7 protein-coding genes are annotated in these 14,089 nt (G+C 34.0%); all 7 read left to right on the forward strand.

The window, feature by feature from the left end:
* The first annotated feature begins 71 nt into the window (after nucleotides 1-71).
* Nucleotides 72-3,698 (forward strand): DUF1592 domain-containing protein, encoded by a 3,627-nt coding sequence (locus ABJM36_RS13170; RefSeq protein WP_348451959.1) that lies wholly within the window; start codon nucleotides 72-74, stop codon nucleotides 3,696-3,698.
* Entirely contained in the window at nucleotides 3,698-5,041 is a 1,344-nt protein-coding gene (locus ABJM36_RS13175) for a DUF1552 domain-containing protein (RefSeq protein WP_348451960.1), read from the forward strand. Before ABJM36_RS13170 ends, ABJM36_RS13175 begins: the two co-directional genes overlap by 1 nt.
* 23 nt (nucleotides 5,042-5,064) lie before the next feature.
* Nucleotides 5,065-6,390: an L-fucose:H+ symporter permease gene (fucP, locus tag ABJM36_RS13180; protein WP_348451961.1), complete on the forward strand. Its 1,326-nt coding sequence runs from the start codon at nucleotides 5,065-5,067 to the stop codon at nucleotides 6,388-6,390.
* A gap of 94 nt (nucleotides 6,391-6,484) precedes the next feature.
* Nucleotides 6,485-8,335 (forward strand): serine/threonine protein kinase related protein, encoded by a 1,851-nt coding sequence (locus tag ABJM36_RS13185; RefSeq protein ID WP_348451962.1) that lies wholly within the window; start codon nucleotides 6,485-6,487, stop codon nucleotides 8,333-8,335.
* Nucleotides 8,336-9,054: 719 nt separating this feature from the next.
* A complete protein-coding gene (locus ABJM36_RS13190) occupies nucleotides 9,055-10,425 on the forward strand; it encodes a DUF1080 domain-containing protein (protein WP_348451963.1) in 1,371 nt (456 codons plus the stop codon).
* Between the two features lie 10 nt (nucleotides 10,426-10,435).
* On the forward strand, nucleotides 10,436-11,779 hold the full coding sequence (locus tag ABJM36_RS13195) for a Gfo/Idh/MocA family oxidoreductase (protein WP_348451964.1): 1,344 nt from the start codon (nucleotides 10,436-10,438) through the stop codon (nucleotides 11,777-11,779).
* Nucleotides 11,780-11,854: 75 nt separating this feature from the next.
* On the forward strand, nucleotides 11,855-14,077 hold the full coding sequence (locus tag ABJM36_RS13200; RefSeq protein ID WP_348451965.1) for an alpha-L-rhamnosidase C-terminal domain-containing protein: 2,223 nt from the start codon (nucleotides 11,855-11,857) through the stop codon (nucleotides 14,075-14,077).
* The last annotated feature ends 12 nt before the right edge of the window (nucleotides 14,078-14,089 follow it).

The following is a 14,089-nucleotide window of genomic DNA, read 5'->3' on the forward strand; positions in this document are numbered from 1 at the left end:
TTCGAAAATAAAAAAAAGTATTTGCTAAAAATTATAAAAACATAGTAACACATTAAAAGGATTAATATTTTATGAAAAACAAACTGATAATTGCTTTATTTTTCACTTTAGTTTTATTGGGGCTTATTTTAATACCTTTTAATGGTGATTCAGAAAATACCCTTGTCTTTTTTCTTGGTCGGTTTCACCCTATAATTTTACACTTGCCCATTGGCGCATTAATTGTATTGTTTGTAATGGAACTTGTAAATGCAAAACGTCCTGAATTACATTTAGATTCCGCCTGTAATATATTACTTTGGTTTTCTGTATTTAGTATAATACCAACTGTGGTTTTAGGGTTTTTTCTGGCATCAAGCGGACATTATAATGAAGATCTTTTAAATACCCACCAATGGTTGGGATGGTTTACTGCAATAATTTGTGTTTGGCTATTGGTTTTACGTAATAAAAAGCCTATTGATGGTTCAAACAAAGTAGGCAAAGGTTACAAAGCTTTTCTTTTAATAAATGTCATTTTATTGTCTGCTGCAGGACACTACGGTGGCTCGTTAACCCATGGCTCAACATATTTAACTAAATATATGCCATCAAATATGAAGTCTGTTTTGGGCGTTTCAAATGAAGATTCATATTTAGCCATGAAACCGGGTGATTCTACATCCGAGGCTGCTTTATATTTTAAAAACAATGTAAAACCAATAATGGAAAAGCATTGTTACGATTGCCATGGACCAAAGAAAGAAAAGGGCGGTGTGCGTTTAGATGTTTTGAATTGGGATATGATAAATGGTCCAGATGCGGAAGGGTGGCACTCGGCTTTAGATATGATTAATTCTGGCGAAATGCCTCCAAAGGAAGAACCGCAATTAAGTGATCAAGAAAGACGTGATGTTGTTGATTGGATGACTAGCAATTTAGAAAAGGCAGCTACGGCAAAACAAGCTGTTCATAAGGGGGTTATGCGAAGGTTAACCAAAGCTCAATACACCAATAGCTTAAACGATTTGCTTGGCGTTAATGTTAATTTTGGAGATGTTTTACCAGACGATGGAAAATCTAAAATGGGGTTTAGTAACAACGGAAGTGTGCTTCAGACTTCGGCATTGCATATAGATTATTATCAAAAAATAGCTAGAGAGGCATTAGGTAAAGCCATTGTATTTGGTGCTAAGCCAGAATCTAAAAGATACAAAGTTACTTTAGGTACAAATAAAGGAGATGGTATAACGGGAGCACAATATGGCGGTTACCAAACGGCTGCCATTAATAATAAGGATTTTACTATCGATATTTTAGACGAAAATGGTAATCCTATTATTGGTGCTTCAATAAAAGAAAAAGATACATTGTTGGCCTTGAAGAATAAAATAGGTATAGGCATGCGTGGATCTGCAAGTAATAGGTATAGTGTCGAAAAAGAAGGGATGTTATTAAACTCTGCATTACCAGCTAAAGAGGTAGCGCCAAAGTCATGGCAAGGGCCTTCGCCAAATTTAAAACTATTAGTTAAAGAAGATTTTCCTAGAACTGGAGATTTTGTTTTTAGAGTCGAGGCATCTAAAGGCTATCAATCTACGTCGGTTGAGCGCCTTATCGATTTAAGAAAAAAAGTACCTGCAAGAACCACTACTAAAGCGATAAAAGTTGTTGCTAAGGATATTAAAAATCCTAAAGACTTTATTTTAAAAGATAATCGCTGGTTAATGCCAGAAAATGTTGCAAATAATGTGAAAACAAAATTTGCGTATAACGTTCCTAAATCAGGAATTTATCAGGTAGATTTGGTTCATCCTTATATCTCTGAAGATGCTATGCCATCCTATCAAATTAGTCTTTTTGGAGGCAGTAAAGAAGGGCGTGTAAGTGAGCGTTTGTATATGGATAAAAATCTAGAAGGTGTAGAAAAGGTGGTTACACCTGTTACCTTAGCTTACTTATCCAAGGGGAAACACAAAGGGTATATTGGAGGTAAATTTTTTGTTGGATTTAGTCATATCATTTTAACACCATTAGCAGAAGACGATCCTTTACCAAAAATATTAGAGCAAGAAGCAAAATTAAATAGTCAGCAATACGCCGATGTTAATCCTTCAATTCAAGTGTTTTCAGGCTCAAGAACAGATGATGGTATGGATTATAAGGTGTTTGATGAGTGTATAGAAGTTAACGTGCCTTTTGGAGAGTTAAAAACCTACGAGTTTAAAGGGCGATTAGAGAATTTGCCAATTCCTTTAGCGGGGAACCAAGTAAGTGGAGACCTCGCAAATATGTTAACCGTTGGGCTTTGGAATAATCATTTGGTTAAAGAAAATAGTCTTACAGGTCCACCATTACTTATTAAATCGGTTGAATTTGAAGCGCCTTACCATCCCGTTTGGCCACCAAATAGTCATACCGATATCTTTTTCGATTCGCCTAATAAATTAGATAAAGAAGTTTATACCAAAGAAATTTTGAATCGTTTTATGAGTAAAGCTTTTAGGAGGTCTGTTACCGAAGAAGAATTAAATAGGTATGTAGATTTTTGGAATAGTATTAAAAATGATTTTGATCGTTATGAAGATGGTGTCAAAGAAGTTTTAGTAGCCGTTTTATGTTCTCCGAATTTTATTTACTTATTTGAACCTGAGGATTCCGATTCGCCAGACACAAAACAATCTGAAGATGAATTCTTTTTAGCCTCACAATTGGCTTATTTTCTTTGGAATTCACCTCCAGATGAAACTTTAACAACTTTGGCTGCCGATGGCGAGTTACACGATGAATTACCAGAACAAATTGAACGCATGGTAAACGATTCTAAAATTTCACGAATGATTAAGTCCTTTACTTATGAATGGTTACGATTAGATCGGCATAAGTCCATGGATACCGATGTAAATCAGTATAAGGATTACACCAGATTTGTTAAAGAGGATATGGCGAATGAAACGTATGAGTTTATTAATTATGTGCTTAAAAATAACATGAGTATCATGAATTTTATAGATTCAGATTTTGCCATGCTTAATCAAAATCTAGCCGAATTTTATGGGGTAGATGGGGTTAAAGGTCATCAGTTTCGACCTGTAGAGTTGCCTAAAGACTTAAATAGAGGCGGTTTGCTTTCTCAAGGAGCATTTTTAAATGGACATTCCGATGGTGTTCAAGCACATCCAATTAAGCGAGCTGTTTGGTTAAAAGAAAAAATATTGGGAGATACGCCACCACCACCGCCACCTAATGTGCCAGAATTAGATCCAGATACACCAGGTTTTGAAGATATGACCTTAAAAGAACAATTGTTTTTACACCGAAATAAAGCAGCTTGTTTAGACTGTCATCGAAAAATAGACCCTTATGGTGTTGTTTTTGAAAATTATGACGCCGTTGGAAGGTATCAATTAACTGTAAAAGGTGAAATTATCGATACAAAATCTGAATTACCAGATGGTACTGAAGTTGAAGGTATTCAAGGTATTAAGGATTATATTATAAGAATGAAAAGGGAAGATTTTACAAAATCCTTAGTCGAACATCTTTACGCTTACGCTTTAGGACGTGATATAAGTTTTGCCGACCAAAAAGAAATAAATAAAATAGTTGAAGAAGTTATAGAAGACGATTTCCGTTTTCAAACAGTCATAGAACAAATCGTTTTAAGTTCTTCATTTTACAAAAAAGAACAGAATTGGTTTAATAAAATATTTGGATAATGAGTAAAAAACCTTGGCATTTAGATCGTCGTACGTTTATAAAAGGATTAGGAGTAGCCTGTATGCTTCCTTATTTTGAAAGTATGGCCTTGAGTGGAGTTTCTAAATTTTTAGAACCAGTAAAACCAAAACGACTGTGTTTTTTATACTTTCCTAATGGTGTAGGACTTCCGCCTGTAGAAAGTAAGTTTCATAAAAGTTGGAATTGGTTTCCACATGGCGAAGGTTCAAACTATAAATTAACAAATTCTTTATCACCCTTAGCAGCTCACAGAGACGATATTTCTATAATGGGAGGGCTAAGTCACCCATACAGTCGTAAGGTGTTAGGGCATATTGCTGGCGATACTTGGTTAACTGGTGGTGATTTACGAGGTGAATATAAAAATAGTATATCTGTCGATCAGGTTGCTGCCGAAAAACTTAGTAGATATACACGCTTTCCGTCATTATCATTATCTACCGATGGTGGTGTGGGTTATAAATCTAGAGTGTCAACTTTATCTTTTAATTCATCGGGACGACCAATTCCTTCCGAACATCGTCAACGAGAAATATTTGAACGTTATTTTTCTCCAAATGGCGGTGGGTCAACAAACGAAAGAAGAAAGAGTATTCATCAAGGAAAGAAAATAGTCGACTTGGTTTTAGAAGATAGTAAAAGTCTTCAAAAGCGTTTAGGCGCTAACGATACCATGAAGTTAGACGAGTATTTAACGTCCTTAAATCAAGTTGAAGAACAGGTTAAACGAAATGAAAAATGGTTAAATGTACCTATGAAGGATTTTGATGCGAGCTTAATTAACCTGGATGTAGATCCTACCGATACTCCACAGGATTATGTGCGTTCCATGATTGATTTAATGGTGCTTGGTTTTCAAACTGATGCCACTCGGGTTATGACCTATATGATGGCACGAGAAGACGGCATGGGATTTGGCGATAATTTCCCTAAAATAGCTTTAAAATTGAAAGGGCATCATAGTATTTCGCATGATAAAACAAAAGGTCATTGGGAAGACTGGGGGCGTTTAGATCAGTGGTATGCAAAACAGTTTGCATATTTTATTGATAAAATGAAAAACACAAAAGACGAAAATGGTTCTCTATTGGATAATACCATAATTCTATACGGTAGTGCATGTAGTTCAACCCATAATGCGCGAAATTGCCCATTGGTTTTAGCTGGTGGCGCTAATTTAGGTGTAAATCATGGCTCCTTTACTAAATTCAATGAAAAAGAAGTACCCATGTCTAATCTATTTGTAAGTATGTTGAATAAAATAGATGTGCCTACAGAGAAATTTTCAGATAGTACCGGTGTATTACCGTCAATTCTATAAAACATATAATTAAAACCAACCAAATGACCAAAAAGACAAAAATTCCTATTGTTAGCAAAGATTTATTGTTTCCTTTTATTATTATAACTTCATTATTTGCTTTATGGGGAATTGCCAACGATCTAACTAATCCAATGGTTTCGGCATTTAAAAAAGTAATGCCCGAATTATCTAATATTCAGGCATCATTAGTGCAATTTGCATTTTATTTTGGCTATTTTTTTATGGCATTACCGGCGGCCTTATTTATAAGAAAATTTAGTTATAAATCAGGTATTTTACTTGGTTTGTCACTTTATGCTATTGGCGCATTTTTGTTTTATCCAGCAGCTAAATACGAAGAGTATAGTTACTTTTTAGTATCCTTATGGGTAATAACCTGTGGTTTGGCCTTTTTAGAAACCACAGCAAACCCTTTGGTTTTAGCATTAGGCGATAAACGAACCGCTACACAACGTTTAAATTTAGCTCAAGCGTTTAATCCTGTTGGGTCCCTTACAGGAATGATTATAGCACAAGTATTTGTATTAGCTGCTTTGCGTTCTGACGATTATACAGCAGAAGCTTATACAGCTTTATCATCAAACGAATTAGCTGCAGTTCGGGAAAATGATTTAGGCGTAATAAGTATCCCTTATTTATGTTTAGGTGTTTTAGTATTACTTATAATGGCGGTTATATTTTTTACAAAAATCCCCAGAACGCCTGTAGAAGATAAAATGAGTTTGTCCGATTCGTTTTCAAAATTATTTCAAAACAAAAGCTACTTAATGGGCGTTTTGGCACAAGCGGCCTGTGTTGGTTCGCAAATAATGTGTTGGACCTATATTTTTCAATACGTTGATAATTTAAATGATAGTACAGGGTGGAACATTACAGCAACCAATTATAATGTAGCTGCTATGATTTTGTTTTTATCAGGAAGATGGATTGGTACCGCTTTAATGAAAAAAGTAAATCCGCCAAAAGTTTTGGGTATATTTGGTTTAGGTGGTGCGCTTGCAAGTATCGGCGCTATTATGTTACCGGGAATGATGGGCTTATTATCTTTAGTATCTATTTCAATTTTTATGTCTATTATGTTTCCTACTATTTATGGTATAGCATTAAAAGATATGGGTGATGAGGCTAAAATCGGTTCAGCAGGATTAGTAATGGCTATTGTAGGGGGGGCTTTTATGCCTATTGCACAAGCTGCAATTTTAGATTTAGGTGGCGACGGATTTGCCGATTTAAATCTACTAGGTTACATTCCAGAAGTAAATTTGTCTTTTATTCTACCTGCTTTATGTTTAGCTTTTGTAGGGTATTATGGTTTTAGTTCTTTAAAAAGAATGAAAGTTGAATAAAGTTATAAGTTTTCAGATTAAAAATAAAGGGACTTATTTTTTAAGTAAAAAAAGATTCATTTTAAGGTTTGTTTTGTCTTTATGCTTTGTTTGTATGTCTTGTAAACAAAATGGCAGCGGCGTTAAGGTGAAAAATAGTGACAATCAATGGCCCATGTCTGGTGGTCCAGATGGTAGTTGGAAATTAATTACATCATTGCAAGTCCCTATAAAATGGTCTGTACGTAATAATCAAAATATAAAATGGAAAAGGGCTTTACCAGAAGGTGGACAAAGTGGTATTGCTGTTTGGGAGAAAAAAATATTTTTCACTATTAATCCGCCTTTAAATACACCACCTTATTCTGAATTAAAAGCAAATTATGAATATGCTAAGCAAGAATACGATAGTATATATAATATTACTTTTAATAATCTATTAAAAAATAAAGCATCGGCCTTAAGGAAAGTTTTGTTAGCTAAAGAAAACGCCTTGGAGACCTGGAAAGCATTTTTGGCTAGTAATGAAAATTACGTAAAACTTTCAGGGAAGAAAAAAAATGCAGCGTATAATAAATTGTTAAGGCAAAATGAAAAGGGTAAGGCGTTTACTAAAGCCTCGGAAGACTTAGTTGCATTTGTAAATTTATCGTCTAAAAAAACAAAATCTAGTTTTAAAAAACTAAATGATGCATTAGCCCTAATGAATACGAAAGGATTAAGCGCAGATATTGAGCTTTATTGCATGAACGCAGATACAGGTGAAATTTTGTGGACTCGGGCTGTAAAAGGCAACCTACCAAGCGACTATAATTATGGGTTTAGCGACTCTACAACACCTTGTCCAATAACAGACGGAAGGCATGTTTGGGTAATAAACGCGAGTGGAGGTATGGCGTGTTTTTCAATGGAAGGTGATTTAATATGGGAACGAACTTGGATGCCAACAGTTGGTGGTCCGTTTAACAAGCAGTTCGATTCCGTTCTTTATAAAGATTGGATTTTAAACGTTGAACCTTCAGAAGAAAATGATACGACTAGAGTAAAAGGTTGGAATTATTTACATGGATTTAATAAGTATACAGGAGAACGCTTGTGGGTTACCAAAGAAGCTATTACACACTATAACACCCCCGTTTTGGGAGAAACTGCCGAAGGAAAACCAGCCATAATGATTGGAAGAGGTGGTCCGCATAAGGTACCTGAACGCCCGGTAGGTCTAAGTTTAATAAGTTTAGATGAAAATAATGTAGGTGATGCACTTTGGAATTGGGAACCAGAAGCTCCAAATAAAATTTCAGGCTACGGCGCATTAAACACACAACATTGGGATAAAAATAAGGTGTCTTGGATTTATAAATGTGAAGAAAATTTAACTGTAAATTCCCAAACGGGTAAGTTTATTGGTCAAAAACCATTAAATGTTGTAGACCAATATATTTATGATGAACAAGAACAAAAATACATACTTAAGGAAGGAGTTAAATTGGAAAATTCTGAAAACGAATTCCATTGTAATATGGCTACAAATAAGTATACTTTTTATATGGTTATGCATCAGCCATTTATTGCACGTCATAATATTGAAACAGGGAAAAACGAACATTTGGAGTTGCCTAGGGAAATAAATCCTGATGGTAGTTTTGTTTGGAAAACACCCCAAAAGAACGATGGGCTTAATTCTAGGGGACAATTACATAGTAATGATAGAAGGGTGTTGGGTGATGGATTTCAAAGGGTGTTTTTAGGGTCGCCAGTTATGATTAATAATTATATTTATTTTACAAATGCCTTAGGAATGGTTTATGTTATTGATGCTAACGCGGAAAAATTTGATAGCACAGCTTTAGTAGCTGTAAATGACCTAGGTGAAAAAGGAGAAACGTGGACCGTTAATTCGTTAAGTTTTGCAAATGGTCATATTTATCATAGAACATTAAAAGAAATAATATGTATTGGCGAGTAAAAATTAGCCTTTAAATAAATTGAATTCCCGTTTTATGAAAATGAACATTTTGAGGTTTAATGATTTAATCCATTTATAAAATTAAATTATAATAATAAGGAATTCGCTTTAAAGGCGAAAAGGAACGTTTACCCAAAATTATTTTGGCAATACCCTATGTACACCTTCGTGTTCGGCATTTTAACCGGGCTATATACTAGATATACACCAATTAGAGGGCATAAATAAGTTAATCCAGAAAGGTAGCCTCCCATTTCAGATGGTACGTATGCATTGGCTGATGCTTAAAAAAAAAAGAAGATTATGCACCTACCTTAATTCAAGAAAAGTCCTTAGAGTTTTTAGAAAATTATGTGGACTCCAAACTCTTCGGAATTTTTAAAGATATGGAAGGTGTTTTAAAAGAAGCAAGAACAGAATTAAATGTGTTTGTAATCGGCCAAGTGTCATTTTAATTATAAATAAAAAAAGGTAGTTTGTAAATTTTACAAAATAGAATCAAGTAGTTCTCGATAAATTATAAAATGTAAATTAATTGTAATAATAGTTAACTCGAAAGGTACAATCCATGTATATTGTATAGTGAAATAGAAAAAAAATAATCAACACCCCCCTTCTAGACGTGTATTACCATATTTTTGATTGAAAAATCCATGCCGTTAAGGGATATATTATATATTTTTAAAAAAATATTTACTAAACATTTCTATAAATTTATTATGAAAAAAAGACATTCACTAAAACTAATTTTATTAACGGTTACACTAGGGATTCTAGGATGTGGTAATACTACAAAAGATACAACCCCTTGGGTAAGTTTGTTTGATGGAAAAACATTAAAGGGTTGGTCCATAATAGGGGGTAAGGCAACGTATAAAGTTCAAGATGGTGCGATAGTTGGAACTACAGTTAAAAATACTCCAAATACCTTTTTAAGGACAGATAAACTTTATGGTGATTTCATATTAGAGTTAGATTACAAGGTAGATTCTTCAATGAATTCTGGAATTCAAATTAGAACAAATAGTTTTCCTCATTATAGAAATGGAAGAGTACATGGTTATCAAATAGAAATAGATCCTTCAGATCGTGCTTGGAGTGCAGGTATTTATGATGAAAGTCGTAGAGGTTGGCTTAATCCATTAACCAATAACCCGGCAGCTCAAAAAGCTTTTAAACAAAACGATTGGAATCATTATCGTATAGAAGCTATTGGAGACACGCTTAAAACATGGATAAATGGTGTTGAAGCGGCTCATTTAATAGACGATAAAACGGCAACAGGCTTTATTGGTTTACAAGTGCATAGTATTAAAGATGCTCAAAAAGAAGGGACGGAAATTATTTGGAAAAACATTAATATTTTAACCGAGAATTTAGAGAAATACTCAAAAAAAACGTCTTTAGAGCCTATTGTAACTAAAAATGCCTTAACGATTGATGAACAAAAACAAGGTTGGAAATTACTTTGGGATGGCAAAACAACTACAGGATGGAAAGGTGCTAAACTGAATGAGTTTCCAAAAGAAGGTTGGGTAATTGAAAATGGAGAATTAACCGTTTTGTCTTCAGGAGGAGCAGAATCTAATGCTGGTGGGGACATTGTAACAGAAGAATTATTTGGGGATTTTGAATTTAAAGCCGATTTTAAACTAACTCCAGGTGCAAATAGTGGTATTAAATATTATGTAGATACCGAAATTAATAAAGGACCAGGATCTTCAATAGGTTTAGAATTTCAAATATTAGACGATGCCCTTCACCCTGATGCTAAATTAGGAAATCACGAAGGTAGCAGAACGGTAGGTTCATTATACGATTTAATACAAGCAGATCTTAATAAACACATGAATCCTATTGGAGAATGGAATACGGCACATATTATTTCAAAAAACAATCATGTAGAACATTGGTTAAATGGCATGAAAGTTTTAGAATACGAAAGAAAAAGTGAAGATTATTTAAAGCTTGTTTCGGAAAGTAAGTATGTAAAATGGCCTAATTTTGGAGAGCTTGATAAAGGACAAATTTTATTACAGGATCACGGTGATAGAGTATCTTTTAAAAACATTAAAGTAAAATCGTTATAAAATATAAAATATGAGTAGTAGAAGAAATTTTATAAAAAAAGCAGCAGCTGGCACAGCAGGTATTGCATTAGGAAGTACAGCAAATGCAATGAGTGCAAAAAGTTACTCGAAAATTTTAGGATCTAATGATCGTATTCATGTCGCTATTCAGGGCCTTGGACGTCGTTATCAAGCATATTTAGGAGCCATTGCTTCTAAAAATAGTAATGTTGAATTAGTGTACTTATGCGATGTAATGAAAAGCCAAAGAGATAAGGCAGCTAAAGTGGTATCTAAAGCTTTAAATACTAAACCAACTTTAGAGAACGATATTCGTAAGGTAATAAACGATAAAAAGGTAGATGCTATTTTTATGGCAACACCCGACCATTGGCATGCTCCAGGCGCATGTATGGCCATGCAAGCTGGTAAACACGTTTATTTAGAAAAACCATGTAGTCATAACCCTAGAGAAGGTGAACTGTTAGTAGCCTATCAACAAAAGTATAATAGAATGGTGCAAATGGGGAACCAACAACGTTCATCATTACAATCTCAAGAAATTATAAAAGATATTCATAACGGAATTATTGGTGATGTTTATGAGGCTACAGCCTTTTACACTAGTAGAAGAGGACCAGTACCGCACCAAACAAAGACAGCGCCACCAGAAGGTTTAGATTGGGAACTTTTTCAAGGTCCTGCACCTCGAAGAGATTATACCGATAACACATGGGATTATAATTGGCATTGGTACGGTTGGGATTATGGAACTGCCGAAATGGGTAATAATGCAACCCATGAATTAGATATTGCACGTTGGGCTTTACAAGTAAAGTACCCGGAGCGTGTGGATGTGAATGCAGGTAAATTTCATTTTAAAGATGATGGTTGGGAAATGTATGATACCATGCAAGCTAATTTTGAGTTTTCAGGTAATAGAAGAATTATGTGGGACGGACAAAGCAGAAATGGATACCAAAAATTTGGAGCCGGAAGAGGTACTATTATTTATGGATCAAAAGGTTGTGTGTTTATAGATCGTGATGGATACAAACTGTACAATCAAAAAAATGAACTAATTAAAGAAAATGTTGTTTCAGGAATTGAATCTGGAAATTCCCTTGGTGGCGGTGGTCAACTTTCTACAAACCATACATTAAACTTTTTTGATGCTATACGAGGAAAGGCACCATTAACATCTCCAATCGAGCAAGGTGTTATCAGCCAGATGCTTACACACTATGCCAATATTGCTTCAAGAATTGATGATGCTTTTGAGGTTGATGAAGCAACAGGACGCATATTTAATAGAGAAGCTATGAAATTATGGTCTAGAACGTACGAACCAGGTTGGGAAATTAAACCTGTATAATGCTATGAAAGTTGGTTTTAAGTTATATAATTACTAAAACCTTAATCCCATTAAATTAATTGTTATATTAAAAATATGAATTGTTTTTCTCAGCGTGTTTTATTTAAAAGTAAAACACGCTTAATTTGTTTAAGTGTCTTGTTATTAAGTTTTAGTTGTAAATCTCGAATTACTAACAAAACAGATGTTTTAGTTAAACCTATTGACCTAGTAATAGAAAATATTAGAAACACCTATAATGTATCCTTAGTGGATGCTAAACCTGAGTTTGGTTGGGTATTACCTGGAACAATTAAAACGCAAACCGCGTATAAAATCCTAGTAGCATCTTCCAAGGGTATCCTTGAAAATAACTCGGGCGACCTATGGAATTCTGAAAAAGTCTTGAGTCGTAATTCTATAAATATTGAATATGATGGTGCGCCCTTAAAAGAAGGACAAACTTATTTTTGGAAAGTTAAAGTTTGGGACGAAAAAAATACAGAATCCTTATTTTCAAATATTCAATCGTTTAAATTAGGTAAAAGCAACTCTACAATTACGACGGCCAATAGTTTTCAAGTTGATAGTATTAAGCCTGTAAAAACGAATAAAATGGCTGGTAATTCTTACTTTATAGATTTTGGAAAAGATGCCTTTGCTAACTTACATTTTGAATATAAAGCCAAAGAAAATGACACCTTAATTATTCGTATTGGCGAACAACTAATTGACGGTGCAATAAATAGAAAACCAAAAGGTACTATACGTTATCAAGAAATTAAAGTGCCCGTAAATCCGCGAAAGCGAGATTATATTTTACCTATAAAACCAGATAAAAGAAATACTAAAAAAGGGGCTATTATATTGCCGGATTCTTTTCCTGTTTTAATGCCTTTTAGATACGCGGAAATAGAAAATTATAATCAAAATTTTAATGCTAATAATTTCACACAATTAGTCTATCATAGTTATTGGGAAGAGGATGAAAGCTATTTTGAAAGTTCTGATGCTATACTAAATCAAGTGTGGGATTTGTGTAAATATTCTATAAAGGCAACAACTTTTGCAGGTGTTTATGTTGATGGAGATAGGGAACGCATTCCGTATGAAGCAGACGCTTACTTAAATCAATTAAGTCACTATACAACCGATAGAGAGTATGCTATGGCGCGTCAAACTATAGAGTACTTTATGGAACACCCAACATGGCCAACTGAGTGGCAATTGCATGTGGCTTTAATGTTTCATGCCGATTATATGTACACGGGAAGTACAGAACTTATTGAAAAATATTATGAAGATTTAAAGCATAAAACTTTAATGGAATTGAAACGTGAAGATGGATTAATAAGTTCATCTAATGCCACTCCAGAGTTCATGAAAAAATTAGGATTTAAAAACCCTAAAACTAAATTAAAAGATATTGTTGATTGGCCTCCGGCACAAAAAGATACAGGTTGGAAATTAGCTACTGAAGAAGGAGAACGCGATGGCTTTGTTTTTAAACCTATAAATACCGTAGTAAATTGTTTGTATTATAGAAATGTTGAAATTTTAGCTGAATTTGCTCAATTATTGAATAAACCTGAAGAAGCCAAAACATATGGTGATTTGGCCGCCAAAGTAAAATTAGCCATAAACACTATTTTACTTGATGAAAATAAAGGGTATTATAGAGATGGCGAAGGTACAGAGCATGCCTCTTTGCATTCCAATATGATGGCATTAGCCTTTAATATTGTACCGGAAAAACATATTACATCAGTAGCAAATTTTATTAAATCTAGAGGGATGGCGTGTAGCGTTTACGGATCTCAATATTTATTAGATGCCTTGTATAATGCTAATAAAAGTGATTATGCTTTAGATTTAATGCGTTCTACTGAAAATAGAAGTTGGTATAATATGATTAGAATAGGATCTACCATGACTTTAGAAGCTTGGGATATGAAGTATAAACCAAATTCCGATTGGAACCACGCTTGGGGTGCTACACCAGCCAATATTATACCACGTGGTTTGTGGGGAATTCAACCTAAAACACCAGGTTTTAAAACAGCTATAATAAAACCTCAATGGGGCGATTTATCATTCTCTAAAATAAAAGTGCCGACTGTAATGGGAAGTATTAGTGCTAATTTTAAAGTTAAGGATAACTCAGAGATTAATTTTAATGTTGATATTCCGGGAGGCATGACTGCAGAATTTGTTTTACCCGATAGTTTAAGGGATGTCTTTTTAAATAATAAAAAAGTGAATGAAAATTCAATATTAATATTACATCCAGGAACAAGTAACATTACCGCAAAATTTTAATAAAGATAATTT

The organism is Algibacter sp. (assembly GCF_039977455.1).
Classification (GTDB): Bacteria; Bacteroidota; Bacteroidia; order Flavobacteriales; family Flavobacteriaceae; genus Algibacter_B.